24 protein-coding genes are annotated in these 24,814 nt (G+C 64.9%); 7 read left to right on the top strand and 17 right to left on the bottom strand.

The window, feature by feature from the left end:
• Nucleotides 1-16: 16 nt before the first annotated feature.
• Nucleotides 17-1,081, top strand: coding sequence for a ferrochelatase (gene hemH / locus ACXAD2_RS10875; RefSeq protein ID WP_475169775.1), 1,065 nt, complete (start codon nucleotides 17-19; stop codon nucleotides 1,079-1,081).
• 117 nt (nucleotides 1,082-1,198) lie between these two features.
• On the opposite strand, the gene ACXAD2_RS10880 is transcribed toward hemH, so the two are convergent.
• Both ACXAD2_RS10880 and ACXAD2_RS10885 read right to left on the bottom strand, forming a co-directional pair.
• Complete coding sequence (locus tag ACXAD2_RS10880) at nucleotides 1,199-1,393, bottom strand: ferrochelatase (RefSeq protein ID WP_066106836.1); 195 nt, start codon at nucleotides 1,391-1,393, stop codon at nucleotides 1,199-1,201.
• Nucleotides 1,394-1,543: 150 nt separating this feature from the next.
• Entirely contained in the window at nucleotides 1,544-2,143 is a 600-nt protein-coding gene (locus ACXAD2_RS10885; RefSeq protein WP_164178504.1) for a L,D-transpeptidase, read from the bottom strand.
• Nucleotides 2,144-2,373: 230 nt separating this feature from the next.
• On the opposite strand from ACXAD2_RS10885, the gene dalA reads away from it, so the two are divergent.
• The gene (dalA, locus tag ACXAD2_RS10890) at nucleotides 2,374-2,931 is read left to right on the top strand and encodes a divisome-associated lipoprotein DalA (protein ID WP_475169780.1); all 558 of its coding nucleotides are present in this window, start codon (nucleotides 2,374-2,376) and stop codon (nucleotides 2,929-2,931) included.
• Nucleotides 2,932-3,096: 165 nt separating this feature from the next.
• On the opposite strand, the gene ACXAD2_RS10895 is transcribed toward dalA, so the two are convergent.
• Genes ACXAD2_RS10895 through hslO form a run of 8 tightly spaced genes read right to left on the bottom strand, consistent with a single transcriptional unit; the run spans nucleotide 3,097 to nucleotide 12,081 of the window.
• A complete protein-coding gene (locus tag ACXAD2_RS10895) occupies nucleotides 3,097-3,666 on the bottom strand; it encodes a L,D-transpeptidase family protein (protein ID WP_475169782.1) in 570 nt (189 codons plus the stop codon).
• A 57-nt stretch (nucleotides 3,667-3,723) separates the two neighbouring features.
• A complete protein-coding gene (locus ACXAD2_RS10900; RefSeq protein ID WP_475169785.1) occupies nucleotides 3,724-4,941 on the bottom strand; it encodes a class I SAM-dependent RNA methyltransferase in 1,218 nt (405 codons plus the stop codon).
• 41 nt (nucleotides 4,942-4,982) lie between these two features.
• The gene (locus tag ACXAD2_RS10905; protein ID WP_475169786.1) at nucleotides 4,983-6,815 is read right to left on the bottom strand and encodes an ABC transporter ATP-binding protein; all 1,833 of its coding nucleotides are present in this window, start codon (nucleotides 6,813-6,815) and stop codon (nucleotides 4,983-4,985) included.
• Nucleotides 6,816-6,849: 34 nt separating this feature from the next.
• Nucleotides 6,850-8,694, bottom strand: coding sequence for an ABC transporter ATP-binding protein (locus tag ACXAD2_RS10910; protein WP_475169788.1), 1,845 nt, complete (start codon nucleotides 8,692-8,694; stop codon nucleotides 6,850-6,852).
• Between the two features lie 41 nt (nucleotides 8,695-8,735).
• On the bottom strand, nucleotides 8,736-9,317 hold the full coding sequence (locus tag ACXAD2_RS10915; RefSeq protein ID WP_066103389.1) for a LysE family translocator: 582 nt from the start codon (nucleotides 9,315-9,317) through the stop codon (nucleotides 8,736-8,738).
• 9 nt (nucleotides 9,318-9,326) lie between these two features.
• Nucleotides 9,327-10,490 (bottom strand): CCA tRNA nucleotidyltransferase, encoded by a 1,164-nt coding sequence (locus ACXAD2_RS10920; protein ID WP_475169790.1) that lies wholly within the window; start codon nucleotides 10,488-10,490, stop codon nucleotides 9,327-9,329.
• The gene (locus ACXAD2_RS10925) at nucleotides 10,487-11,089 is read right to left on the bottom strand and encodes a CoA pyrophosphatase (protein WP_164178492.1); all 603 of its coding nucleotides are present in this window, start codon (nucleotides 11,087-11,089) and stop codon (nucleotides 10,487-10,489) included. The genes ACXAD2_RS10920 and ACXAD2_RS10925 overlap by 4 nt, the downstream gene beginning before the upstream one ends.
• Nucleotides 11,086-12,081: an Hsp33 family molecular chaperone HslO gene (hslO, locus tag ACXAD2_RS10930; RefSeq protein ID WP_066103395.1), complete on the bottom strand. Its 996-nt coding sequence runs from the start codon at nucleotides 12,079-12,081 to the stop codon at nucleotides 11,086-11,088. The genes ACXAD2_RS10925 and hslO overlap by 4 nt, the downstream gene beginning before the upstream one ends.
• Nucleotides 12,082-12,157: 76 nt before the next feature.
• Here hslO and ACXAD2_RS10935 point away from each other — a divergent pair, with 76 nt between their 5' ends.
• A complete protein-coding gene (locus ACXAD2_RS10935) occupies nucleotides 12,158-12,595 on the top strand; it encodes an NUDIX hydrolase (protein WP_475169792.1) in 438 nt (145 codons plus the stop codon).
• A gap of 45 nt (nucleotides 12,596-12,640) precedes the next feature.
• On the opposite strand, the gene ACXAD2_RS10940 is transcribed toward ACXAD2_RS10935, so the two are convergent.
• Entirely contained in the window at nucleotides 12,641-13,882 is a 1,242-nt protein-coding gene (locus ACXAD2_RS10940) for a PP2C family protein-serine/threonine phosphatase (RefSeq protein ID WP_475169794.1), read from the bottom strand.
• A gap of 135 nt (nucleotides 13,883-14,017) precedes the next feature.
• Between ACXAD2_RS10940 and ACXAD2_RS10945 the strand changes: the two genes are divergently transcribed.
• A complete protein-coding gene (locus ACXAD2_RS10945) occupies nucleotides 14,018-14,401 on the top strand; it encodes an Hpt domain-containing protein (RefSeq protein WP_475169796.1) in 384 nt (127 codons plus the stop codon).
• A gap of 52 nt (nucleotides 14,402-14,453) precedes the next feature.
• On the opposite strand, the gene ilvA is transcribed toward ACXAD2_RS10945, so the two are convergent.
• Complete coding sequence (gene ilvA / locus ACXAD2_RS10950; protein ID WP_475174831.1) at nucleotides 14,454-15,680, bottom strand: threonine ammonia-lyase IlvA; 1,227 nt, start codon at nucleotides 15,678-15,680, stop codon at nucleotides 14,454-14,456.
• Between the two features lie 62 nt (nucleotides 15,681-15,742).
• On the bottom strand, nucleotides 15,743-16,480 hold the full coding sequence (locus ACXAD2_RS10955) for a hypothetical protein (RefSeq protein ID WP_475169797.1): 738 nt from the start codon (nucleotides 16,478-16,480) through the stop codon (nucleotides 15,743-15,745).
• A 132-nt stretch (nucleotides 16,481-16,612) separates the two neighbouring features.
• Here ACXAD2_RS10955 and ACXAD2_RS10960 point away from each other — a divergent pair, with 132 nt between their 5' ends.
• Nucleotides 16,613-17,833, top strand: a complete 1,221-nt coding sequence (locus ACXAD2_RS10960; protein ID WP_066103408.1) for an argininosuccinate synthase — start codon at nucleotides 16,613-16,615, stop codon at nucleotides 17,831-17,833.
• A 228-nt stretch (nucleotides 17,834-18,061) separates the two neighbouring features.
• Complete coding sequence (locus tag ACXAD2_RS10965; RefSeq protein WP_475169800.1) at nucleotides 18,062-18,478, top strand: DUF1810 domain-containing protein; 417 nt, start codon at nucleotides 18,062-18,064, stop codon at nucleotides 18,476-18,478.
• Between the two features lie 496 nt (nucleotides 18,479-18,974).
• Here the strand turns inward: ACXAD2_RS10965 and ACXAD2_RS10970 are convergent, their stop codons facing one another.
• Both ACXAD2_RS10970 and ACXAD2_RS10975 read right to left on the bottom strand, forming a co-directional pair.
• Complete coding sequence (locus ACXAD2_RS10970; RefSeq protein WP_475169802.1) at nucleotides 18,975-19,688, bottom strand: sulfotransferase-like domain-containing protein; 714 nt, start codon at nucleotides 19,686-19,688, stop codon at nucleotides 18,975-18,977.
• Between the two features lie 10 nt (nucleotides 19,689-19,698).
• Entirely contained in the window at nucleotides 19,699-20,595 is an 897-nt protein-coding gene (locus tag ACXAD2_RS10975; protein WP_475169803.1) for a D-amino acid aminotransferase, read from the bottom strand.
• Nucleotides 20,596-20,772: 177 nt separating this feature from the next.
• Here ACXAD2_RS10975 and msrA point away from each other — a divergent pair, with 177 nt between their 5' ends.
• Nucleotides 20,773-21,420 (top strand): peptide-methionine (S)-S-oxide reductase MsrA, encoded by a 648-nt coding sequence (gene msrA / locus ACXAD2_RS10980; RefSeq protein ID WP_475169805.1) that lies wholly within the window; start codon nucleotides 20,773-20,775, stop codon nucleotides 21,418-21,420.
• 67 nt (nucleotides 21,421-21,487) lie between these two features.
• Here the strand turns inward: msrA and ACXAD2_RS10985 are convergent, their stop codons facing one another.
• Together ACXAD2_RS10985 and ACXAD2_RS10990 are read right to left on the bottom strand one after the other, a co-directional pair.
• Nucleotides 21,488-22,360, bottom strand: coding sequence for a ribokinase (locus tag ACXAD2_RS10985; protein WP_475169807.1), 873 nt, complete (start codon nucleotides 22,358-22,360; stop codon nucleotides 21,488-21,490).
• Between the two features lie 73 nt (nucleotides 22,361-22,433).
• Nucleotides 22,434-24,689 (bottom strand): NADP-dependent malic enzyme, encoded by a 2,256-nt coding sequence (locus tag ACXAD2_RS10990; protein WP_475169809.1) that lies wholly within the window; start codon nucleotides 24,687-24,689, stop codon nucleotides 22,434-22,436.
• Between the last annotated feature and the right edge of the window lie 125 nt (nucleotides 24,690-24,814).

The following is a 24,814-nucleotide window of genomic DNA, read 5'->3' on the forward strand; positions in this document are numbered from 1 at the left end:
TGAGGGAACAGAACGCATGAACGACATGACCCCAGGCCCGATCCGTCCCGCCCAGGCCCCCGCCGACCACCCGGCGCTCCCACGCGAAAAAGTCGGAATCCTGCTCGCCAACCTCGGCACGCCCGATCACTACAGCTATTGGCCGATGCGCCGCTACCTGTCCGAGTTCCTCTCGGATCAGCGCGTCATCGACTATCCGAAGTGGAAATGGCAGCCTTTGCTGCAGCTGATCATCCTGAGCAAACGGCCCTTCTCCTCGGGCGCAAACTACAAATCGATCTGGAACGAAGAGCTGGGCGAGAGCCCGCTGATGACGATCACCAAGGCGCAGACCGCCGCCATCGCCGAGACGATGAAGGCACGCTACGGCGATCAGGTCATGGTCGATTTCTGCATGCGCTACGGCAACCCTTCGACCAAATCCAAGGTCAAGGCGATGACCGAGGCGGGCTGCCGCAAGATCCTGTTCTTCCCGCTCTACCCGCAATACGCTGGCGCGACCTCAGCCACCGCCAATGACGCCTTCTTCAAGGCGCTGATGGACGAGCCGTGGCAGCCCACCGCCCGAGTCGTCGATCCCTATTTCGAGCATCCGGCCTATATCGAGGCGCTGGCGCAATCGGTCGAACGTGCCTATGCCGCGAAAGAGCAAAAGCCCGAGATGCTCGTGGTGTCGTACCACGGGATGCCCAAACGCTATCTGATGCAGGGCGATCCCTATCACTGCCAGTGCCAGAAATCGACGCGGCTGCTGCGCGAGCGGCTCGGCTGGGACAAGACCGAGATCCGCACCACCTTCCAGTCGGTTTTCGGCCCCGAAGAATGGCTCAAGCCCTACACGGTGGAAGAGGTCGCGCGGATCGCCAAGGACGAGGGCAAGAAGCGCATCGCCGTGATCGCCCCGGCGTTTTCCGCCGATTGCATCGAAACGCTCGAAGAGATCAACGAAGAGATTCGCGAGAGCTTCGAACATGCGGGCGGTGAAGAGTTCACCTATATCCCCTGCCTCAACGATGATGCCGCGCATATCGAAGCGCTGAGCACGGTGATCGACGAGAACCTGCAGGGCTGGCTGAAGTAAGCGCGAGCGCGCGGCGCGGCGGGATCACCGCCTGCCGCAGCGCCGCAACCCATAGCAAGACATAGAAAAAGGCGGCGCAGATGCGCCGCCTTTTCCTTTATCAGCCGTAACTTAGGGTCAGTCGGTCGACGCGGCAGCTGCCACGACGGCGAGCAGGATCAGCGGGATCACGATGCCAGCCGACGAGGACGATGCCTGGGTCTCTTCGACCACGACGACGGGTTCCATGACCACGTCATCCTTGGCGTAGGAACCGGCCATTGCCGAAGTTGCGGAAGCTGCGAGCGCGGCGGCGAGTGCGAGTTTTTTCATATTATCCTCCAGATAAACGCCTGCCGCGGTCGTCTGAAAATTGTCCACGGCAAGCTCCAAGACTTACCTCGTGCACAATGTCTAAGCAGTAATCCGCCGATATTGCAAACCCAAGTTAATGATCAGTTTTTTCGGCTTCTTTCCCTGTGGTCAAATCAGCAACACCTGCGTCCCGACCTGAGCCATCTCGTAAAGTGCCTCGATGTGCTCGTTGTAAAGGCCGATGCAGCCGTTCGACGAGCGACGCCCGATCTTGCGCGTGTCATGCGTGCCGTGGATCCGGTAGTAGGTCCAGCTCAGGTGCAGCGCACGGGTGCCAAGCGGGTTGTCCGGGCCCGGCGGCACGTAATCGGGCCACTCGGGGTTGCGCTCTTTCATCGACGGCGTGGGGCGCCAATCGGGGCTCGGGTCTTTCAGAACCACCTGCGTCCGGCCCTTGCGGGTCAGATCGTCGGTCAGCGGAACCGACGACGGATAAAGGTGATAGGTGCCGTTCTGTTCCCAGAAGTGCAGAGCCCGCGACGAAATATCGACCAGCACCGCGCCCTTGTTCAGGTTGCTGAAGTAGGGCTGCCAGTCGAGCGTGCGGAAGCTCGAGATGTTGTGGCGGATGATCTTCGAGATATCGCCTTCCATCTCAACCGTGCCGGACCCGTTGTAGCTCTGTGCGAGCGCCGGGCTCGCCGCCGCCCCCGCAAGCGCAGCCGACCCGGCAAGGAAGGCGCGACGCGAATATGGAGTCTTTGCCATGGCGTGATTGTCCTCTCGAGCCACGTTAGTGAAATATGCTTTTGACAGCTCGCCAGACCTACGTCCGAGAGCCGCTACAGGTTCCCCATGATATGGCGGCGTGGCCGCAGTCGCAAATCAAACGGCAGTGTGTATCGGCGATCACATGCATGTGGGTTTGATCCGATGCCCCCGGCGGGCTATGTGGTGAACGCAATAGCAAAACACGTGGGACGCGAAGGCCAGCCAACATGAACAGACGCACGTTTCTCCTGCTTTCCTCCGGATTCCTAGCGGCGGCCTGTGCGTCGTCGGTGGCACCGCCGCAACTCGGCCCGGATGGCAAGCCGCTGCCGCGCGTCTACCGCATCGACGAGAAGGACTCCGGCAAGATCGAGTACAACATGCTCAATTCGGTCAACGCGCTGCGTCAGGCGCGTGGTGTGCCCGCGGTGCAGCTGAACTCCAAGCTCAACGCCGCCGCAGCCACCCATTCGCGCGACATGTCGGTGCAGAACCGCCCGTGGCACTTCGGCTCGGACGGCTCCTCGCCGATCGACCGCGTGCAGCGCGTCGGCTACGCGGGCCGTCTGCTGGGCGAGAACATCTCCGAGACCTACGAGTCGGAGCTCGAGACCCTCGCGGCATGGATGGAAGACGCGCCGACCCGCGACGTCATCCTCGACCCGAGCGCCCGCGAGATGGGCTTTTCGTGGTTCCAGGAGCCGGGCGGCAAAATCTGGTGGACCATGGTGATGGGCGCACCGGATCTCGCGCCGACGCCGGGCACGCTGACCGCCGGTCTTTGATCAGCCGCCTCTGAGCGCCGCGACACATTGAGTAACAGGCCGTCCCTTGGGGCGGCCTTTTGCATTGGTGCGCGCCATTTAGGGCTGACGCTTTGGCGCCGGGCTTTTCAGCAAGCAAAAAGGCCGCCCATTGGGCGGCCCGTCGGATGTCCTCGCCTGCCCGTGTCAGGGCATGATCAGAATCGGTGTCGGATTGTCGGTGCGGATCATCGAATAGATGTCTTCCATCTCGCGGTCGGTCACGGCGATGCAGCCCCACGTCCAATCCCAGATGCCGTTCTGATAGGCGGCCGGACGTCCGTGAATGAAGATGTCTCCGCCCGGGCTCTTGCCGAGATACCGGGCCTCGGCGCGGTCGGCAGCGTTGGGATAGTCGATCCCGAGACTGAGGTGGAAGCGCGAATTGGGATTGCGCCGATCAATGAAATAAAGGCCCTCCGGCGTCTTGCCGTCGCCCTCGACCTTCTTGTCGCCTTCCGGGTTGAACCCGAGGCCGACGTTATAGACCTTCATGATCTGATCGTGATGCAGAAGATACATCTTCCGCGCGCCCTTATGCACGACGACATGAGTCACTGCCGGACCACGGTATGTCTTGAACCGCAATTCTGGCTGCCCACCGCCACAGGCAGCAAGCAGCAACACTGCCGCCAGCACCATTAAGTGCCTGCCAATATACATCTTGCCTGTCCACTCGTTCTTTTTATGCCGCAATGATAGCTCACGCAGCGGCATCGCGATAGGTGGAGTTAGCAAGAATTGATCGAAGTTCCCGACAAATAGCCGCCTTACTTAGCGCAGGCTAAACCCGGCGACGAGTTCCACATGGGTCGACCAGCGGAACTGATCCACCACCCGCAGCCCGTCGAGCGCATAGCCCGCGCGCAAGAGCGCCGCCGCATCGCGGGCAAAAGTCACCGGATTGCACGAGACGAACGCGATCCGCGGAATCCGCGCCTCGCAAAGCTGCGCCACCTGCGCTTCGGCTCCGGCGCGCGGGGGGTCGATGACTGCCGCGTCGAATTGCGCCAGTTCCTGCGGCAGCAGCGGATTGCGGAACAGATCGCGCGCTTCGGTGGTCACATGCCGCAGGCCCTGCGCGTGACGCCAGCCGTGGTCCAGCGCCTGCGTCATCGCCTTGTCGCCCTCGACCGCATGCACCCGCGCCCCCTCGGCCAGCGGCAGCGCGAAGGTGCCGCATCCGGCGAAGAGATCGACCACATGGCTCGCGCCCTGCACATAGCCGCGCACGTCCTCGAGCAGCGCGGCCTCGCCCTGCGGCGTGGCCTGCAGGAAGGCGCCCGGCGGCGGCGCCACTTCGGCGCGCCCCATCTTCTGGTTCGGCGGACGGCGGGTCAGCACCACGTCCTCGCCCCATGCGATACGGGCGCAATCATAGGCGCGGGCAAGCTCCGAGAGCGCCTGCTGCATCTGCGCGTCGGCCTCCTTGCCGCCCTTCACCACCACATCGAGCCCGCCGAGGCTGGTGGTGACGAGCACCGAAAGCTCCCCCTTGCGGCTGGCGCCGAGCACCGCCAGCGCCTCGACCATCGGCAGCGCCGCGGCGAGCTTCGGGTCGACCACGCGGCAATCGGGCACTTCGACGATGACGTCCGAACGCTTGCGGTGAAAGCCGACCTGCGCGCCCTTCTTGGTGCGGCGGGCGGAAAAGCCCGCGCGGCGGCGGGTAGCCTCGGGCGATGTGGCGATCTCGCGGAACTCGGTCTCGATCCCATGCGCGGCCAGCGCGTGGCGTACCACGCCCTGCTTCCAGTCGGCGACGAAATCCGGCCGCGCGTGCTGCAACTGGCAGCCGCCGCAGCTTTTCGCGTGGCGGCACGGCGGGCTGACCCGCATCTCCGAGGGCATGACGATGCGCGGCGCATCCATGACGCCGCCGGTGATCTCGCCCTCGACGGTCTCGCCGGGCAGAGTGCCGGGCACAAAGATGGGACCGGCGGCAATGCCGTCGCCCTGATGCCCGAGCCGTTCGATTGTGACCTGTTCCATAGCGGCGTCATGCCCTCAAACGGGGCCGCCGCGCAAGCACGCTATTCCGCCGCTTCCTGCGGGTCGATCAGCCCGCCGCTCTGCCGGTTCCAGTAGCGCGCATAAAGACCATCCGCCGCCAGCAGCGCGTCATGCGTGCCCTGCTCGGCGATGCGGCCCTCGTCCAGCACCACGATCCGGTCCATGCTGGCAATGGTCGACAGCCGGTGCGCGATGGCAAGCACGGTCTTGCCCTCCATCACCCGCTCCAGCGCGCGTTGGATCGAGGCTTCGACCTCGGAATCAAGCGCCGAAGTCGCCTCATCCATCACCAGGATCGGCGCGTCCTTGAGGATCGCGCGGGCCAGTGCGATGCGCTGCCGCTGCCCGCCCGAGAGCTTCACGCCGCGCTCGCCCAGATGCGCATCATAGCCGGTGCGGCCCATGTGATCGCGCAGGTTCTGGATAAAGCCATGCGCCTCGGCCTTCTCGGCGGCGGCGATCACCTCCTCCATGGTCGCGCCCGGACGGCCATAGCGGATGTTGTCCAGCGCCGAGCGGTTGAACATGGCGGTCTCTTGCGTGACCATGCCGATCTGCCGCCGCAGGCTCTCTTGCGTGACATGCGAGATGTTCTGCCCGTCGATGAAGATCCCACCCTTTTCCGTGTCGTAAAGCCGCAAAAGCAGCGCCACGAGGGTCGATTTCCCGGCCCCCGAGGCGCCGACGATGCCGATCTTCTCGCCCGGCGCGATGTTCAGCTCGATATGTTCGACGCCGCCCTCCTCGCGGCCATAGGCAAAGCCCGCGTCGCGGAACTCGATCCGCCCCTGCGGTACCGCCAGCGGCTGCGCGTCCGGTGCATCGAGCAGCGTGTGATCGGGGGTGATGGTGCGGATGCCGTCCTCGATCTCGCCGATGTTGGCGTAGATGCCCATCAGCGTGAAACTGACCCAACCGGTCATCTGGCTGAGCCGGATCGCCACGGCACCGGTGGCCGCGATGTCGCCCGCGGTGACGAAGCCGCGTGCCCAGAACAGCAGCGCGCCGCCGATCAGCACCACCGGCAGCGTGCCCGCCAGCGCCATCAGCCAGAAACGGAAGGCCGAGGCGACGGTGCCGAAAGAGATGAAGCGCTCGCGATAGGTCGACATGGCATCAAGCGCGGCCTGATCCTCGAAATCGTCATGGGCAAAGAGTTTGACCGTCTTGATGTTGGTCACCGTGTCGACAAGCTGCCCGGTGACCATCGCCCGCGCCGCGGCCCGCGCCTTCGACCGGACCCGGATGCGCGGCATGAAGAAGCGCAGCAGGAACCCATAGGCGATCACCCAGACCACCAGCCCGATGGCGATGCGCCAGTCGATCGAGCCCACCAGCCAGATCGAACCGATCACCGAGGCCAGCGCAAAGAGCACCGCCTGCACCACCTCGGAGATCACATCGTTCAGCGCCCGTGCGGTCTGCATCTCTTTTTGCGAGATGCGCCCGGCGAAGTCATTGTCGAAGAAGGTGACCGAATGGCCCAGCGTGTAGCGGTGCACCCGGCTGAGGATCAGGTTGAACACATTGGGCTGCATCAGCACCGACTGCACATAGGCCGACAGACCCGCGATGCCGGGCCGCACCGCGATGAAGAACACCGCGCAGAACAGCAGGAACGGCCAGTGCTCGGCAAACACCGTCTGCGCCGAGCCGCCAAGCGCGCGGTCGATCACATCGCCCAGAAGCTTGGCGGTGATCACCTCGAAGGCCCCGCCAAGCGCCGAGAGCAGCGCTGCCGGGATCAGCACCGGCCACGCGCCCTTCAGCGCCCACATAACGAAACGCCCCAGCGTCTGCGGCGGCGGCGTATGGGCGCGGGAAAACGGGTCTATGATGTCGGAAAGGCTCATGCGGGCCCTCTCCTTTGCTTGGGTCTTTGGTGGATCAGGCGGGGCCTTGCTTGTCGGGATCAAGAAATCCGCCCGACTGGCGCGCCCAGAATCCTGCATATAGGCCACCTTGGGCCAAAAGCGCGTCATGTGCACCGTCTTCGACGATCTTCCCGCCGTCCATCACCAGAATGCGATCCATCGCGGCAATGGTCGAGAGCCGGTGCGCGATGGCGATCACCGTCTTGCCCTCCATCATGCCGTAAAGCGTGTCCTGAATGGCGGCCTCGACCTCTGAATCCAGCGCCGAGGTCGCCTCGTCGAGGATCAGGATCGGCGCGTCCTTGAGGATCACCCGCGCCAGCGCGATGCGCTGCCGCTGCCCGCCCGAAAGCTTCACGCCGCGCTCGCCCACATGGGCGTCATAGCCGCGCCGCCCCTGCCCGTCTTCAAGCTCGAGGATGAACTCGTGCGCCTGCGCCTGCCGCGCCGCCGCGATCATCTCGGCCTCGCTGGCCTCGGGGCGGCCATAGAGAAGGTTCTCGCGCACCGAGCGGTGCATCAGCGCGCTGTCCTGCTGCACCATGCCGATCTGCCGCCGCAGGCTGTCTTGCGTCACACGTGTGACATCCTGCCCGTCGATCTCGATTTTCCCCAATTCAGGGTCGTAGAACCGCAGAAGCAGCTTCACGAGGGTCGATTTACCGGTGCCAGACCGGCCCACCAGACCAATCTTCTCGCCCGGATGGATGGTCAGGCTGATGCGGTCGAGCCCGCCCTGCCCTCGGCCATAGTGGTGCGACAAATCCCTAACGGCGATCTCGCCCTGCTCCAGCCGCAGCGGCTTGGCGTCCGTATCATCCACCAGCGTGATCGGCTGGGCGATGGTCTCCATCCCCTCGGCCACCACACCAAGCTGGCGGAAGAAGGTGGTCAGCGCCCACATGATCCAGCCGGTCATCGCGTTGAGCCGCAGGGTCAGCGCCGTTGCCGCCGCCACCGCGCCGGTGCTCGCCTCGCCCTGCATCCACAGCGCCACGGCCCAGCCGACCACCCCGACGATCAGCAGCCCGTTGAGGATCATCAAACCCAAATCCATCACGGTATAGAGCCGCATCTCGGCCTGAAATGTCTGCCGCGCCTCCTCGATCGCCTCCTTGGCGTAGTCCAGTTCCTGCCGGTCGTGGGCAAACATCTTCACCGCGTGGATGTTGGTATAGGCATCGACCACGCGCCCGGTGACGAAGCTGCGCGCATCCGAGGCGGCCTTGGACGCGGGGCCGACGCGGGTGATCGTCCAGCGCATCAGCACGCCATAGAGCCCCAGCCAGATCAGCATCGGGATCACCAGCCGCCAATCGGCATCGCCCAGCAAGATCACCGCGCCGATGACGTAAGAAACCGAGAAGGTGATGGCGTCGAAGACCTGAAACACCGCTTCGCCGGCGGCGGGCGGGGTCTGCATGATGCGATTGGCAATGCGCCCGGCGAAATCATTCTCGAACCAGCCGATCGACTGGCGCAGCACCTGCTTATGCGCCCGCCAGCGCACCAAGGTGCCAAAGTTCGGCATGATCGCATTGTTCAACAGCAGCACGTCCAGTGCCTGAATGAGCGGGCGCAGGAACAGGATGAACAGCGCCAGCGCGATCAGCTGCCCGCCGTGGGCGTCCCAGACCTCGGCAGGCTCGCCGCCAAGGATGTCGACGACCCAGCCCATGGCCCAGATCAGCCCGATCTCGACCGCCGCCACCACGACCGAGAGCAGCGCCGTCCAGACGAAGACACGGCGGAAGGGCCGCGCATACTCCAGCATGAAGGGCAGCAGCTTGGTCGGGGGCCGGTCCGTCTGCGGATGGTCCACATAGGGATCGACCATGCTCTCGAAACGGCGAAACATGGGTCAGGTCCTGTACTTTGACCAAAGGTCTAGGTCAGGCCTTACAGGAACACCATGACGGAAAAACTTGCCAGCGCGAGCGCCATCGCCCTTGTGAACCAGCGCCAAGCCGCCGGGGTGGCCAGAAGATAGGTCAGCAGCGCGCCCGCCGAGGTCCAGAAGAGACAACAAAAGAGGTTCAGACCCGAAAACGCCGAGCCCAGCCGCAGCGCCTCGCCCACCGGTCCCAGCGCCGATGGGTAGGCCGAGGCCGCCGCGAGCGCCACCGCCCAGACCTTGGGGTTCACCCATTGAAAGAGCGCGCCCTCGATGAGCGTCATCGGCCGCGCCGCCTCGGCCTTCTTGCGGCGCTCGGCGGTCCAGAGGCCCCACGCCATGTAGAGCATCCATGCGCTGGCCGCGATGCGCAGCGCAAACTCCAGCCGCGGCATCTGTTGCAGCAGCGCGGCGATGCCGAGCCCGGTGAGACCGGCGGTGATGCCGACCCCCAGAACCACGCCAAAGAGATGCGGCAAAGTGCGTTTCACGCCAAAGCGTGCGCCCGAGGCGGTCAGCAGGATGACATTCGGCCCGGGCGAGAACAGCCCGAAGAAGACAAAGGCATAAAGCGGGTCGAGGGTCATGCAGGGCGCTTACTCGTCAGACAGAAGTTCCGCCTTGGTAAGCGTGAAACCCGACGCGATCCAGCGTTTCTCGGCGGCGCGCAGCGCCTCGCCCAGTTCCGGGCCCTTGAGCGCGGGCATCAGATCGCGTGCGGTGAGCGGGAATTTCGCCGCCGCGCCGACGCCCAGCGCGCTGAGATCCGGCTCTGACACGGGCATTTCGAAACTTGCCGCGCGCAGCAGCAGCACATTCTGCCCGGTCTCTGCCCCATGTCTGTAGGCAAGCTCTGCGGGGCCCTGCATCTCGCCGATCAGGCTTTGTAGAGTGTGAAGCTGCTTTTGCTGCGCTTTCGACAGGCGCAGATCAGGCTCTGCGGCACCAAGACAGGCCAGCCGCCGCAGCGCGTCAGGGGCCACAAGCAGTCTTTGTTCCTCGGCCACCAGCGGGCCCAGAGCCGTCACGCTCGCGCCCGGCAGCACATGGGCCAGAACACCCACCTGCGCCATCACCGACACGGCCGCCACCGGATCGGCCGCGGACAGAAGGCGCAGCACTTCCTGTCCGACGCGCTCCCGCGAGAGCGTGTCGAGACCATCGAGATTGGCCGCGATCCCGGCCAGCGCCTCGGGGTCGAACCCTTGGTCGGGATCGCCGTACCAAGCGGAAAAGCGGAAGTAGCGCAGCGTGCGCAGATAGTCTTCGCGGATGCGGTCCGAGGCCTCGCCGATGAACCTCACACGCCGGGCGCGCAGGTCGCAAAGCCCTTGCAGAGGGTCGATCAGCAGCCCCCGCGCATCGGCATAGAGCGCATTCATGGTGAAGTCGCGCCGCGCCGCGTCTTCCGCGATATCATCCGAAAACCGCACCACGGCGCGGCGGCCGTCGGTTTCCGTGTCGGCGCGAAAAGTGGTGATCTCATGGCCGACGCCATCCGCCACGACGGTGACCGTGCCATGTTCGATGCCGGTGGGCACCGGCTTCAGCCCGGCGCGCTCGGCCAACTCCACCACGCGTTCGGGACGGGCATCGCTGGCGATGTCCACATCGCTTACCGGCACGCCCATCAGCGCGTTGCGCACGCAGCCGCCCACCACATAGGCCTGATGGCCGCCCGCCTCGAGCATCTTCAGCACCGCCTGCGTCGAGGCGCAGGTCAGCCACTCCCCGGTCACTGTGGTGTCGGCGGGCGTCATGCCATGCGCTCCGCCAGCCCGCGCAGCATCCGCGCCGTGGCGCCCCAGATGTAATAGGGACCGTAAGGCACCGTCCAATAATGCCGGGTGGTGCCGCGCCAGCGCCGCCCCTGAATGGCGTAATTGTCCAGCTTGGCGATATGTTCGAACGGCACGCGGAACACTTCGGCCACCTCGCCGGGCTCTGGCACAGGGTCGAAATCGCGCATGATGAGACCCAAGACAGGCGTCACCTCAAAGCCGGTCACGGTTTCATGCGCGGGCAGGCTGCCCAGCACATCCACCCGCCCTTCGGCGAGCCCGACTTCCTCGCGCGCCTCGCGCAGGGCGGCGGCCACGGCGTCTTCGTCACCGGGGTCGACCTTGCCACCGGGAAAGGCAATCTGGCCGGGATGATGCTTGAGCCGCGAGCTGCGCTTGGTCAGCACCAGTTCCAGCCCCTGCTCGCAAGCGACAAACCCCGCGAGGACACCGGCGGGACGCAGCTTGCGCCCCTCCGGCAAAACCGTGCCCGGGTTCAGATCGAAATCGGAGGACGCGCCGGAGGTTTCCTCCAGCGCCCGTTTCAGCAAATCGATCTGATCCCGGACGCGGCTCACTTCTTGGCCTCGAAGCCGACCGTTTCCGGGTCGAGCTCGTAATGCGCGCCGCAGAACTGGCAATCGGCGGTGACGATGCCGTCGTCGGTGGTCATCTTCTCGATGTCCCGCGCCGAGTAGATCGACAGCGACTGACGCACGCGATCCTCCGAGCAGGTGCAGCCGAAGCGCACGGTCTGCGCGTCGAACACCCGCGGGCCTTCCTCGTGATAGAGCCGCACCAGCAGGTCGGTCGGCGGCAGGTCGGGTCCGATCAGTTCCAGCTCGTCCACCGTGTCGAGGTGGAAGTTCACGCGGCGCCAGTTTTCACCGTCGTCATCGTCGCCAAGCAGGTCCTCGGGGCGCAGCACGCCTTTGTCACCGCTGCCGCCTTCACCATCGACGAGCGGCTTGGCGAAGGGCGAGGCCTTGGGCATGTGCTGCAGCATTACGCCGCCAGCGCGCCAGTTCGACGTGCCATCGGCCTGCGGCACATTGCCGAAGTTCAGCTCAAAGCGGGTCGGGATCTGTTCGGACTGGGCGAAATAGCTCTCGGCACAGCGCGCCAGCGCACCGCCCGCCAGCGGCGTGATCCCCTGATACGGCGTGGTGCCTTTACCCTGATCGATGAGCACGGCGAAATAGCCGTCTTCGAGCTGCTCAAAGGCGGGGGCGCTGGTGACCTGCTCGCGGTCGAAGCTGGCGTAGGCGCGCAGCCGGGCCGGTTCGCCCTCTTTCTCGGGGGCGTAGTAATCCGTGGCGATCATCCGCACCGCGCCGCGGGTCTGCACCTGAAGCGACAGCTTCCAGCGCAGCTTCATCGTCTGGCCGATCAGCGCGGTCAGCAGGGTCATCTCGGCGATGAGCCCTTCGACGGCCTCGGGATAGTCATGTTGGCTCAGGATTCCGCTCAGCACCCCGTCAAGCCGCGCCACGCGGCCCCGGATGTCGGCGTGATCCAATTGGAATGGCAGGACGGTATCGTCCCAGGCAAGTTTGCTGCCGATGGTCATGGGGTTTCCTTATCTGCCGGATCTTGGCATATCGGCCCCATATAAGCAGCAAAAACACGGGAACCAAGGGGGACCGATGACTGCACGATACGGCGAGCCGCCCGAATCCGGTCGGCGTTACACGCTGCGCCCCGGCGCTTATGCGATCCTGCCGCGCAACGGGGCGGTTCTGGTCACCCATCAGGCAGAGCCATGGCCCGAGTACCAGCTTCCGGGCGGCGGCATCGACGCCGGTGAGTCGCCCATCGCCGCGCTGCACCGCGAGGTTTTCGAAGAAACCGGCTGGCGCATTGCCCGTCCGCGCCGCCTCGGGGCGTTCCGCCGCTTCACCTTCATGCCCGAATACGATCTCTGGGCCGAGAAGCTCTGCATCATCTATGCGGCGCATCCCGTCCGCCCGCTCGGCCCGCCCAGCGAGCCGGGGCATGAGGCGGTCTGGATGAACCCCGAGCTTGCCGCCGAGATCCTCGGCACCCCCGGCGACCGCGATTTCCTGCGCCGCGTTCTGGTCTGAAATCCAAGGGTTCGGCCCGGATCAGAGCCTGTATCAGAGCCTGTTTCAGGGCATTTCGAACTCCAGCAGCGCGGCCGAGACATCATCGTCGAGCCGCGCGCCCGCGACGATGCGCTGGGTCAGCCGCCAGAAGAGATCGTCGAGAAACTCGGTGCCGCGACCACCCCCCGAGCGCACCAACGCAAGCAGCCCCTCCTGATCGAGCATCCCGCCGCCCGGCAGCAGCGCCTCGGTGAACCCGTCGGAATAGAGCAGCAGGCGATCACCCGGCGATAGTTGCAGCTGCAGCCGCTCGTAGCTCGCGCCGGGGATCAGCCCCACCGGCAGACCGCCATGACCGACGAACTCGGCGCGGCCATCGGCGCGCAGCAGCAGCGGAGGCGGGTGTCCCGCCTGCACCAGATCGACCCTGCCCTTGTCGAGATCGGCCACCGCATAGGCCATGGTGAGATATTCGGCGATCCCGGGATCCGCCGCCAGACGCTCATTCATGCGCCGCGCCACCTCCTCCGGGGCGCGAAAGAGCGTGCCATGCACGATGCGTTCCAGCGCGATGTTCTGCTCGGGAAAGTCACCGCCCAGAAGCCCGGCAATCCGCGCGGTCATCAGCGCCGAGGTGATGCCATGGCCCGACACGTCGATGCTGTAGAGCCCGACGCTGCGCTCGCAATGAGAGAAACTGCCGACCAGATCGCCGCCCACATGCCCGCAGGGCTTCAGCAGCAGGCTGACTTGCGAGGCCCCGATGCGCCGTGCACGGCGCGGCACCAACGCCTCTTGGATCAACCTTGCCTGCTGCAGATCGCGATCCACCGCGTCATAGGCCGCCTGCAAATGGCCCAAGGTCGCCGACAATTGGCGCTGCATCTTCAGGATCCGCGCGCCGGCGTTGATCCGGGCGCGCAATTCCGCGGCATTCACCGGCTTGGTCAGGAAATCATCCGCCCCGGCGTCCAAGCCCCGCGCGATCTCTGCCTTGTCGCTTTTCGAGGTGAGCAGGATGAAATAGCCGTAGCGATCCCCGCATTGCGTTCGGAAGTGGCGACAGAGGTCCAGCCCGTCCATCCCCGGCATCATCCAATCCGACAACACCGCATCGGGGCGGCTTTCGGCGCAGATACGCAGCGCTTCGGCCCCATCCTGCGCCTGCCAAACCTCAAGCCCCCAGCGTTCGAGCATAGAGGACAGGATCTTCAGCTGCAGCGGACTGTCATCCACCACAAGAACCCGACGGATCGGAGCCTCACCACTTCGATCCTCGAGGTTTTCCGCCAGATAGGGAGACACCGTATTTCCTTTGTAGACCCGCCTGCGCGGCAGACCCTAAAGCCCCGGTGTTAACGCCCTGTTTCACCTGACCCGCCGAGATCGAAACACTTCGTTCAGATTTTGCTGCGAGCCTCTGCGGGAGGAGGTGCATGGATGACCGACAGACCCGAGGGCGCCGCGCGACAGGCGGCCGCGCCCCCCCTGATCGACTGGACCCGCGCTGCCGAGTTGCGCAGCGAGGTGGGGGGCGATGATTTTGATGAGATTGTCGCGCTTTTCCTGCGCGAGGTGCAGCGCGTTCTGGACGCTCTGCCTGCCCAAGCCTCGGACGTGCCCGATCTTGCGGACAGGCTGCATTTTCTCAAAGGCAGCAGCCTGAACCTCGGCTTCGCGCGGATGTCGGCCCTGTGCGAAAGCGGCGAGCAGGCCGCCACCACCGGCAAAGGCGATACTGTCGACCTATCGGCGCTGCGCGACTGCTTTGCCCGCTCACGCGCGGAATTTCTGGATCAGCTTGCCGTGCGGCTGGTCGCGTGAAACGAACGGCCACCCCAAGACGCCCAGCGCGCCCACATCATGTGGCAACCCGTCAGATGACAAATTGCGCCAGAACCTCATCGTCGGTGATGTCGCGATAGGCATAGCCATGCGCGTCCAGCTTGCCGAAGAGCGCATCGAAATTCTTCGGATCGGCGGTCTCGATCCCGATCAGCACCGAACCGAAGTTGCGCGCCGATTTCTTCAGGTATTCAAAGCGGGCGATATCATCCTCGGGACCAAGGAAGTTCAGGAAATCCTTCAGCGCGCCGGGACGCTGCGGCAGCCGCAGAATGAAGTATTTCTTCACCCCCGAGTAGCGCAGCGCCCGTTCCTTCACCTCCGGCAGACGCTCGAAGTCGAAATTGCCGCCCGAGGTGATGCAGACCACGGTCTTGCCGCGGATCGCCTGCCCCAGATCCTTCAACGCATCGACCGAAAGCGCCCCCGCAGGCTCGAGCACCACACCCTCGACGTTCAGCATCTCGAGCATGGAAGTGCAGAGCCGGTCTTCGTTGATGGTCAGCGTGTTGGCAACGCCGACCCCCTTTAGCACCTCGAAGGTCTTGCTGCCGATCTGCGCCACCGCCGCGCCATCGGCGAAATTGTCGACCGCCGCCAGAGGCACCGGCTTGCCCGCCTCAAGCGCTGCGCGCAGACAGGCCCCGCCCTGCGGCTCGACAAAGGTATAGTGCGTGTCGGTGCCGAAATAGCTCAGCAGGCCGGAGCCAAGCCCGCCACCGCCGACCGGGATCACCAGATGATCGGGCACGCGGCCCAACTGCCGTTCGATCTCGACCGCCACGGTGGCCTGCCCCTCGATCACGTCCTGATCGTCGAAGGGCGACAGGAAATGCCCGCCGATTTCGGCACAATAGCCCTGCGCCGCCTTCAGGCATTCGTCGAAATAGTCCCCGATGAGGCGGATCTCGACGTTCTCGCCACCGAACATCCGGGTCTTCTGGATCTTTTGCTGCGGCGTGGTCACCGGCATGAAGATCACGCCGCGCTTGTCGAACTGGCGGCACATATAGGCGACGCCCTGCGCGTGGTTACCCGCGCTTGCAGCCACAAAGGTCTCGACCTCGGGGCGCTTGCGCATGGCGTTGAACGCGCCGCGCAGCTTGTAGCTGCGCACCGGGCTCAGATCCTCGCGCTTCAGCCAGATGTCGGCGCCGTGAAGCTGCGACAGGTGATCGTTGCGCAGAAGCGGCGTCTCGGGAAAGACCGAGCGCATTTCTTCTGTGGCGGCGCGGGCGTGATCGAGAAACTCATCCATGCCCACCGACTTGGCGCATCGAAGGCGTTTGCGCAAGCCTCCTCAGACGCCGCAGCTTTCGGTCAGTCGATCGGCCGCCCCTCGATGAAATGGCCGTAAAGCGAGGTGAGGATCGAGATGCCGATCATCGTGGCGAACCAGTTGATCACCAGCCCGTAGACCAGATTGATGATCGAGCCCGCCGTATCGTCGATCAGCGCCGGCAGTTCGACCAGCAGCGAGCCGCCGATCACCACAAGCGCCAGCGTGATCACCGCGCCATCGTCGTCCTTGGTGGCCTTCCACGCGTCCTTGAGGCTCAATCGCTCGCCCACCGCGGAGGCGGGCAGGATCAGCCCGAGGCGGAAGAACAGATAGCCGCCCAAGCCCACCAGACCGAAGACGAGGATCGGCGCCAGCCCCGGCAGTCCCGCGCTGATCAGCGCCACCGGGATCGCCGCGACCATGAGCCCGAGAAAGATCACCAGCCCGATCATGATCGACCGCCCGAAGTAGCCGAGAATCTCGCCCCCATGCCAGCGCGGCAGCCAGCCGCGCGGCGTCTCTCCGGTCAGCACGAAACGATGCCATGCCACGGCGATCCAAAGGCTCGCCAGCACCGCCAGCACCACCAGCACCAGCGCCGGAACGCCGATCACGGTCACCGGCCCGCCAGAAGCATCGGTCTGCATGGGATGCAGATAGGTGGCGATCTGGCTGGCCACCTGCACCAGATAGAGCACCAGCGAGACGCGCAGCGCGGTGCCCAGATTGTCGATCACCATGCGCAGGGAATGCAGGAAAATCCGCCAGCCCTTCATCAAAAACCCCACCTTTTCGAAATTCACCCGGCGATCGCTAGCATATGGACCCCGCAGGTCAACGGGCGATCCTTGCCCCCGATGATAAAAGGCAGTAATGCGCGAAGCCAGTTCATACGTGAGGGAATGTCCATGTCCGCGCCCAAGAAAGTCGTCCTGGCCTATTCCGGGGGCCTCGACACCTCGATCATCCTGAAATGGCTGCAAGCCGAATACGGCTGCGAGGTTGTCACCTTCACCGCCGATCTCGGTCAGGGGGAAGAGCTGGAACCCGCCCGCGCCAAGGCAGAGATGCTGGGCGTGAGTGAGATTTACATCGAAGACCTGCGCGAAGAGTTCGTGCGCGATTTCGTCTTCCCGATGTTCCGCGCCAATGCGCTCTACGAGGGGCTCTACCTGCTGGGCACCTCGATCGCCCGCCCGCTGATCTCCAAGCGTCTGGTCGAGATCGCCGCCGCGACCGGTGCCGATGCCGTCGCGCATGGCGCCACCGGCAAGGGCAACGATCAGGTCCGCTTCGAGCTGGCCTGCTACGCGCTGAACCCCGACATCAAGGTGATCGCGCCGTGGCGCCTGTGGGATCTCACCTCGCGCACGAAGCTCATCGACTTCGCCGAGAAGAACCAGATCCCGATCGCCAAGGACAAGCGCGGCGAAGCGCCCTTCTCGGTCGATGCGAACCTTCTGCACACCTCCTCCGAGGGCAAGGTGCTGGAGAACCCCGCCGAACAGGCCCCCGACTACGTACTGCAGCGCACGGTGCCGGTCGAGCAGGCGCCGAACGAGCCCGAGTACATCGAAGTGACCTTCGAGAAGGGTGATGCCGTGGCGATCAATGGCGAGGCGATGTCGCCCGCGACGATCCTCACCAAGCTCAACGAACTGGGCGGCAAGCACGGCATCGGCGTTCTGGACCTGGTGGAAAACCGTTTCGTCGGCATGAAGTCGCGCGGCATCTACGAGACCCCGGGCGGCACCGTTCTGCTGGAAGCGCACCGCGGCATCGAGCAGATCACGCTGGATTCCGGCGCCGGTCACCTCAAGGATTCGATCATGCCGCGCTACGCCGAGCTGATCTACAACGGCTTCTGGTTCTCGCCCGAGCGCGAGATGCTGCAGGCGCTGATCGACAAGAGCCAAGAGCACGTCAGCGGCACCGTCCGCCTGAAGCTCTACAAGGGCTCGGCGCGCACCGTGGCGCGCTGGTCGGATCACTCGCTGTACTCCGAGGCCCACGTGACCTTCGAAGATGACGCCGGTGCCTACGACCAGCAGGACGCGGCGGGCTTCATCCAGCTCAACGCCCTGCGCCTGAAGCTGCTGGCCGCGCGGAACCGCCGCCTGAAAGGCTGAGCCCTTTCCCAGCGCTGACCCGAATGATCCCCGCCGGACATGCCTCCGGCGGGGATATTTTTATCTAGACGAAGCGGCAGCCTCCGTCTCTTCGTCTAGACCCAAATATCCCGGGGGAGACGCGCGCAGCGCGGCGGGGGCAGAGCCCCTTTCTTCCATAGGTACGCCCCCGCCTCCCGCTCCGCCGCACACTGCGCTAGGCTCGCCCGCGACGCCGGAGGGCACGGCATGGCAGAACTTCAAGAATTCATCGACGCACAGGCGCAGGTCTGGCCGCAGGTGACGCGCGAGCTGCGGCAGGGGCAGAAGGTCACCCATTGGATCTGGTGGGTGTTTCCGCAATTGGCCGAGCTGGGCCGCTCTCCCCGCGCCCGCCATTTCGGTCTGCGCGACACCACCGAGGCACAGGCCTATCTCGCGCATCCGCTGCTCGGGGCGCGGCTCGAGGAATGCGCGGGGCTGCTGCTGATCCATAAGGGCAAGACACCCGAAGCGATCCTCGGGCCGGTCGATGCTTTGAAGGTGCGCTCCTGCATGACGCTGTTTGAGGCGCTGCCATCCGCGCCCGGCGTCTTCGCAGAGGTGCTCGACACGCTCTATGAGGGCAGCCGCTGCCCGGTGACAAGCGCCGCACTGGCAGGCTGACGCGGCACACACATCATTCTGAAGAACTAACAAGTCCGGAAGAACAAATAAAAATGGCCGCTTCCGGTCACGACACCGGAAGCGGCCAAGGACGTGCAAAGGTGGGGATACGCAAGCACGCCCTTGCAAGGGGACGCCGGACAAGCCGCGATTATGCGGCCAAAGCCCGTGTCCGATCCTGAATTTCAAACCATCTTTATCTACCGTCTTGTTCCGCGGCCCACTGCGTCAACTTGCACCACACATCTTAATAAAACCTAAGACGCGGCAGACCTCGGGCGGCTCAACTCGTACCGTTACCCTTACGCCGTCCAGCAACCCACAGGAGCAAAGCGGGCTATTCCGCACGACGCTTTCCTATACACGCAGGGCTCAGACGGTGAGTTTCAGCGGCGCGAAGTTTTTTCTACATTTTTTGTGAATCTTTTTCGGGCGCGTGTTTGCCAGCGCCTGCAAGGCGGCGGAAGTGTCCAGAAACACCCCCGCCGCACTGCGCTCAGAGCGCCTCGGCGCGGAGCCGTTCGTAGAGCGGCAGCGCCTCATCGGCGACCCGTACCGCCTCTCCGGAGAGCTCGGGCAGCGGCCCTTCGGCACCGGCAAAACCGGTCGAGCGATGCACCGAGCCATACCAATGCGGTGCCCAGACGCCGTCCTGCGCATGGCCGCCCGCGGGCCACGCCAGCATCGCCGGATCGAAGCTGAGGCCGATGGCGGCGCACAGGCGGCGCAACATGACCTCGGGATCGTGCCGGATGTCGGCGCTGTCGATCACCACCGGGCTTTGCCCGGCGGCGCGCATCTCGTCGTAAAGCTCGGCCTGCTGGCGAAACCCCATGTCCTCTGCGGTCGCCGCCTCCCAGCCCTTGGTGAAACTGGCCACCACGCGCGCCGGGTGGCGGATCAGGAAGACGTTGACGCAGTCCGCCATGAAGCCACGCGGGATGCCGTCGATCATGTGCTGCACCATGTGCTTGTGATACACATGCGGCTTGCCGCCCGGGATCGGCCCGAGCAGGCTCTGCGCCACCGCTTCGGCACTTTCCGGGCGGCTTTGCTTGATCGCCTCGCCCATCGGATGATCGAGGCCGGTGAGCCGCAGGTAGGGGCCGTAGAAGGGCTCGTCCACCACGTGAAAATCGGCGCGATTGCCGAAGGAATACATCAGCGCCGTCGACAGATTGCGCGGCCCGGACCACATGGCCAGTCTCATTGGCAAAGCCTCATGGTTTTACAAGTTCCATATAAAGATCGCGGATGCGCTGCGTCACCGGGCCCATCTCGCCGCTGCCGATGCGCCGCCCGTCGATCTCGGACACCGGGGTCTGCGCGCCGAAGGTGCCGGTGAGAAAGGCCTCGTCGGCACCATAGGTGTCGACCAGCGAGTAGTTGCGTTCATGGATGGGAATGCCATTGGCGCGGCAGAGGTCGATCACCTTCTGCCGGGTGATGCCGTTCATGCAATAATCGCCGGTCGAGGTCCAAACCTCGCCCTTGCGGACGATGAAGAAGTTGCAGGCGTTGGTGGTGTTCACGAAGCCATGCACGTCGAGCATCAGCGCCTCATCCGCGCCAGCCTTCTCGGCGGCGATACAGGCGAGGATGCAGTTGAGCTTGGAATGCGAGTTGAGCTTGGGATCCTGCGTCATCGGCAGGCCGCGCTGGTGGGGCACGGTGGCAAGACGGATCGGGCGCGGGATCGAGGGCTTTGAGTGCTCCATCAGGATCACCACGGTCGGCCCCTGCCGCGACAGCGCCGGATGCTGGAACGGGCGGGTCTTGAGGCCGCGGGTGATCATCAGCCGGCAATGCGCGTCGGTGGTCATACCGTTGGCCGCCTGCGTCTCATGAAGCGCGGCGATCAGCGCGTCGCGGCTCATGCCGATGTCGAGGTCGATGGCCAGCGCCGCCTCGAACAGCCGGTCGAGATGCTCGTCCAGAAAGCACCAGCGCCCGTCATAGAGCCGCAGCCCCTCCCATATGCCATCGCCCAGCATGAACCCCAAATCATAGACCGAGACCAGCGCCTCGGCCTTGGGTTTCAGCGTGCCATTGACCCAGATCTGGATCGTCTCGTTGCGGAGGTCCTCCTCCGCCTGATGCGTGGTGATCTTATCCATGCAGGCACGCTAGGGCCGCCGCTGGCGAAGGGAAAGCCCCATGATGACCCCCGTGATAAAGCCGCGTGATCAGGCCGTGCGGCGGAACGGCGGCTGTCACCAAGCGGTGAGCCGCGCGGATTTTGATTGATCGAACCGGCCCACGCCCGCAGCCTGAGGCAAAGCGGAGGAGAAATCATGAAACGGCTGCTGATGAAATGCCTGCTGAGCCTTGCGCTGGCGGCGCCCGTATTTGCCCTGCCCGCGGCAGTTCGGGCCGGAGAGATCGTGGTCGCCGGAGGCTGTTTCTGGTGCGTCGAAGCCGATTTCGAGAAGGTGAAAGGCGTGCGCGAGGCGATCTCGGGCTATACCGGCGGGAGGACCGCCAACCCCAGCTACAAACAGGTCAGCGCGGGCGGAACCGGGCATTATGAGGCGGTGCGCATCATCTTCGATGACGCCCGTGTTTCTGCAGAGGAGCTTTACGCGCTGTTCTTCCGCTCGATCGACCCGACCGACGCGGGCGGGCAGTTCTGCGACAGGGGTGAGAGCTATCGCACCGCGATCTTCGTCAACGGCGGGGCGCAGCGTGCCGCGGCGGAAACCGCAAAAGCTCAGGCGCAGGCCGCCTTGGGGAAAAAGATCGTCACGCCGATCCTGCCCGCGGGGCGCTTCTGGCCAGCCGAGGACTATCATCAGGATTACCACAAGGGCGACAGCCTCGTGCTGACCCGCTTCGGCCCGCTCCGGCAGGCCTCTGCCTATAAACGCTATCGCGAGGCCTGCGGGCGGGATGCCCGGGTGCGGCAGCTGTGGGGCAGCGCCGCGCCCTTTGCCGGGGGCTGAGGGGCTCTGCCCCGTCCGCTGACGCGGACTCCCCGGGATATTTGCATCTAGACGAAGCCGAAATCGCTTAGAAGCGATGCTCGGTGACGTCCTTGAGATCGGGGATCACATCGGCAGTGCCTTCGCGCATGACCATCAGCGCGGCGGCGCGCTGCGCCAGTTCGATCGCCGTCGCCATCGGCAGCGCCCGGTCGAGGCCCGCCAGCAGGTAGCCGGTGAAGGTGTCGCCTGCGCCGGTGGTGTCCACCGGGGTGACCGGCAGCGCGGCGAAATTGCGGCTCTCACCGCTGTCGGTGTTGATCCAGCGGCAGCCTTTGGCGCCCAGCGTCACCACCACGTCGCGCACCGGAATGCTCTCGATGCCCTGCCCCGTCGCCTCTTCGAGCTGCGCCGCCTCGACCTCGTTGAGCACCAGCAGATCGAGCAGCGGCAGCACGGCGGTCACCGCCTCGGCATCGAAGGGCGCCGCCGCATAGGCGACGCGCATTCCCCGCCGCGAGGCGATCTCGGCGGCCTCGCGCTGCAGGTTGGTCTCGTTCTGGAACACGAAGATGTCTTCGGGTCCGGCCTCTTCGAGACCGGCCTCGATCCGCTCCACCGACAGTGCGCGGTTGGCACCGGGGTGGATCAGGATCGAATTCTCCGCCTCGGCATCGAGCATGATGATGGCATGGCCGGTGACCTCCTCGATCACCGCGATCTGCCGCGTGTCGACGCCATATTCAGTCAGCCGCTCGATCGCCCAGCGCCCATCGGGGCCGACGGCCCCAAGATGCACCACCCGCGCCCCGGCGCGCGCCGCTGCCACCGACATATTGGCGCCCTTGCCGCCCAGCCCGCGCGTCAGCCGGCTGGTCGCCAGCGTCTCGCCCGGCGCCAGCAGATGCGGCAGCCGATAGGTCATGTCGGCATTGATCGACCCGAGGTTGAAGATCGCCATGCTGCGCCCTGCCCTTTCATCTTTCCCAAAAATACTCCCGCCGGAGGCATCCGGCAGGAGTTATCAATGTGGATCAGCCGACCTTGCAGGCCGCCAGAACCGCCATGTTGAGGATGTCATTGGCGGTCATCGTCGTCGAGCAAATCTGGATCGAACTGTCGATGCCTGCGAGGATCGGGCCAATCACCGTCGCCCCCGCCATCTCCTGCATCAGTTTGACCGAGATCGAGGCCGAGTGCCGCGCCGGCACCACGAGGATGTTCGCCGGGCCGCTCAGGCGCTGGAACGGGTAGTTCTCCTGCGCGCGGGTGTTGAGCGCCACATCCACGGTCATCTCGCCTTCGTATTCGAAGTCGACGCCGCGCTGATCAAGCACCATCGGCGCGCGGTGCATCTTCGAGGCGCGTTCCGACACCGGATAGCCAAAGGTCGAGAAGGACACGAAGGCCACCCGCGGCTCGAGCCCGAGGTGCCGCGCGACCCCGGCGGCGCGCTCTGCGATATTCGCCAGATCCTCGGCTTCGGGCCATTCATGCACCAGCGTGTCGCTGATCAGCACGATGCGGCCCTTGTGCAGCAGCGCGGTGACGCCCGCCACGCCGCTTTCGGCATCGGCGTCGAACACCTGATTGATCGCTTCCATCACATGCGCCGACTTGCGGGTCGCGCCGGTGATCAGACCGTCGCCATGGCCATGCGCCAGCAGCAGCGAAGCGAACACATGGCGATCGCGCGCCGCCAGACGGTGCACATCCTGCCGGTCGTAGCCCTTGCGCTGCAGGCGCTTGTAGAGAAACTCCTTGTAGGTCTCGAGGTGCTCGGTGTTGGCGGCGTTGACCACCTTGATCTCGCGCACCGCATCGGCAAGGCCGCTGGCCTCGAGCTTCTCTTTCACGTCCGCCTCGCGGCCCACGACGATCGCCTTGCCGAAACCGTTGCGCTGATACATGACCGCAGCGCGCAGCACGCGCGGGTCGTCGCCCTCGGCAAAGATCATCCGCGCCTGCGCGGCCCGCGCCCGGCTGTTGATGCTGCGCAGCACCGAGGCGGTGGGATCCATGCGGCCCATCAGGCCCGCCTGATAGGCATCCATGTCGATGATCGGACGGCGCGCCGCGCCGGTGTCCATGCCCGCCTTGGCGACGGCGGGCGGGATGCGGTGGATGAGGCGCGGATCAAACGGCGTGGGGATGATGTAATCACGCCCGAAGGTCAGCGATTTGCCATAGGCCAGCGCCACCTCGTCCGGCACATCCTCGCGCGCCAGTTCGGCCAGCGCCTCGGCGCAGGCGATCTTCATCTCGTCGTTGATCGAACGCGCGTGAATGTCGAGCGCGCCGCGGAAGAGATAGGGGAAGCCCAGAACGTTGTTCACCTGGTTCGGGTAGTCCGAACGGCCGGTGGCGACGATGGCGTCGACGCGGACTTCATGCGCCTCTTCGGGGGTGATCTCGGGATCGGGGTTGGCCATGGCAAAGATCACCGGGTTGTCGGCCATGCTTTTCACCATGTCCTGCGTCACCGCGCCCTTGGCAGACACGCCAAGGAAGACATCGGCGCCAACCATCGCCTCTTCGAGCGTGCGCAGCGAAGTGTTGGCCGCGTGGGCGGACTTCCACTGGTTCATGCCCTCGGTGCGGCCCTGATAGATCACGCCCTTGGTGTCGCACATGATGCAATTGTCATGCTGCGCGCCCATGGACTTCAGCAGCTCGAGGCAGGCGATGCCCGCCGCGCCCGCGCCGTTGAGCACGATCTTCACCTCTTCGATCTTCTTGCCCGAGAGGTGCAGCGCGTTGATCAGGCCCGCGGCGCAGATCACCGCCGTGCCGTGCTGGTCGTCGTGGAAGACCGGGATGTCCATCTCTTCCTTCAGGCGCTGCTCGATAATGAAGCATTCGGGCGCCTTGATGTCCTCGAGGTTGATGCCGCCAAAGGTCGGCCCCATCAGCTTGCAGGCCTTGATGAATTCCACGGGGTCCTCGGTGTCGAGCTCGATGTCGACCGAGTTCACATCGGCAAAGCGCTTGAAGAGCACCGATTTGCCCTCCATCACCGGCTTGCCGCCGAGCGCGCCAAGATTGCCGAGACCCAGCACCGCGGTGCCGTTCGAGATCACCGCAACGAGGTTGCCCTTGTTGGTGTAATCATAGGCCAGTTCGGGGTTTTCGGCGATTTCCTCGCAGGGCACGGCGACGCCGGGCGAATAGGCAAGGCTCAGGTCGCGCTGCGTGGTCATCGGCACTGTGGCCTGCACTTCCCACTTGCCGGGCGTCGGCTCGAGATGGAAGGCCAGCGCCTCTTCACGGGTGAACTTGGATTTCGACATGAGCGTGCTTCCCTCGACTATGAGCGGCGTTCCTCTTAGCGCAGGGGAAGGCTCTGCTCAACTGATTGCATTTCGCCTTTCGCCGCCCCACGGGGCTTTGCTAAACCAGCACAAAGCAGCACTGG

The sequence above is a fragment of the Salipiger sp. ABN3_019 genome, from assembly GCF_056158605.1.

Excerpts from the sequence above, each read along its gene's own strand:
- hemH (WP_475169775.1), top strand. The coding sequence starts at position 17 with ATGAACGACATGACCCCAGGCCCGATCCGTCCCGCCCAGGCCCCCGCC.
- ACXAD2_RS10880 (WP_066106836.1), bottom strand. The coding sequence starts at position 1,393 with ATGAAAAAACTCGCACTCGCCGCCGCGCTCGCAGCTTCCGCAACTTCG.
- ACXAD2_RS10885 (WP_164178504.1), bottom strand. The coding sequence starts at position 2,143 with ATGGCAAAGACTCCATATTCGCGTCGCGCCTTCCTTGCCGGGTCGGCT.
- dalA (WP_475169780.1), top strand. The coding sequence starts at position 2,374 with ATGAACAGACGCACGTTTCTCCTGCTTTCCTCCGGATTCCTAGCGGCG.
- ACXAD2_RS10895 (WP_475169782.1), bottom strand. The coding sequence starts at position 3,666 with ATGCCGCTGCGTGAGCTATCATTGCGGCATAAAAAGAACGAGTGGACA.
- ACXAD2_RS10900 (WP_475169785.1), bottom strand. The coding sequence starts at position 4,941 with ATGGAACAGGTCACAATCGAACGGCTCGGGCATCAGGGCGACGGCATT.
- ACXAD2_RS10905 (WP_475169786.1), bottom strand. The coding sequence starts at position 6,815 with ATGAGCCTTTCCGACATCATAGACCCGTTTTCCCGCGCCCATACGCCG.
- ACXAD2_RS10910 (WP_475169788.1), bottom strand. The coding sequence starts at position 8,694 with ATGTTTCGCCGTTTCGAGAGCATGGTCGATCCCTATGTGGACCATCCG.
- ACXAD2_RS10915 (WP_066103389.1), bottom strand. The coding sequence starts at position 9,317 with ATGACCCTCGACCCGCTTTATGCCTTTGTCTTCTTCGGGCTGTTCTCG.
- ACXAD2_RS10920 (WP_475169790.1), bottom strand. The coding sequence starts at position 10,490 with ATGACGCCCGCCGACACCACAGTGACCGGGGAGTGGCTGACCTGCGCC.
- hslO (WP_066103395.1), bottom strand. The coding sequence starts at position 12,081 with ATGACCATCGGCAGCAAACTTGCCTGGGACGATACCGTCCTGCCATTC.
- ACXAD2_RS10935 (WP_475169792.1), top strand. The coding sequence starts at position 12,158 with ATGACTGCACGATACGGCGAGCCGCCCGAATCCGGTCGGCGTTACACG.
- ACXAD2_RS10945 (WP_475169796.1), top strand. The coding sequence starts at position 14,018 with ATGACCGACAGACCCGAGGGCGCCGCGCGACAGGCGGCCGCGCCCCCC.
- ilvA (WP_475174831.1), bottom strand. The coding sequence starts at position 15,680 with ATGGATGAGTTTCTCGATCACGCCCGCGCCGCCACAGAAGAAATGCGC.
- ACXAD2_RS10955 (WP_475169797.1), bottom strand. The coding sequence starts at position 16,480 with ATGAAGGGCTGGCGGATTTTCCTGCATTCCCTGCGCATGGTGATCGAC.
- ACXAD2_RS10960 (WP_066103408.1), top strand. The coding sequence starts at position 16,613 with ATGTCCGCGCCCAAGAAAGTCGTCCTGGCCTATTCCGGGGGCCTCGAC.
- ACXAD2_RS10965 (WP_475169800.1), top strand. The coding sequence starts at position 18,062 with ATGGCAGAACTTCAAGAATTCATCGACGCACAGGCGCAGGTCTGGCCG.
- ACXAD2_RS10970 (WP_475169802.1), bottom strand. The coding sequence starts at position 19,688 with ATGAGACTGGCCATGTGGTCCGGGCCGCGCAATCTGTCGACGGCGCTG.
- ACXAD2_RS10975 (WP_475169803.1), bottom strand. The coding sequence starts at position 20,595 with ATGGATAAGATCACCACGCATCAGGCGGAGGAGGACCTCCGCAACGAG.
- msrA (WP_475169805.1), top strand. The coding sequence starts at position 20,773 with ATGAAACGGCTGCTGATGAAATGCCTGCTGAGCCTTGCGCTGGCGGCG.
- ACXAD2_RS10985 (WP_475169807.1), bottom strand. The coding sequence starts at position 22,360 with ATGGCGATCTTCAACCTCGGGTCGATCAATGCCGACATGACCTATCGG.
- ACXAD2_RS10990 (WP_475169809.1), bottom strand. The coding sequence starts at position 24,689 with ATGTCGAAATCCAAGTTCACCCGTGAAGAGGCGCTGGCCTTCCATCTC.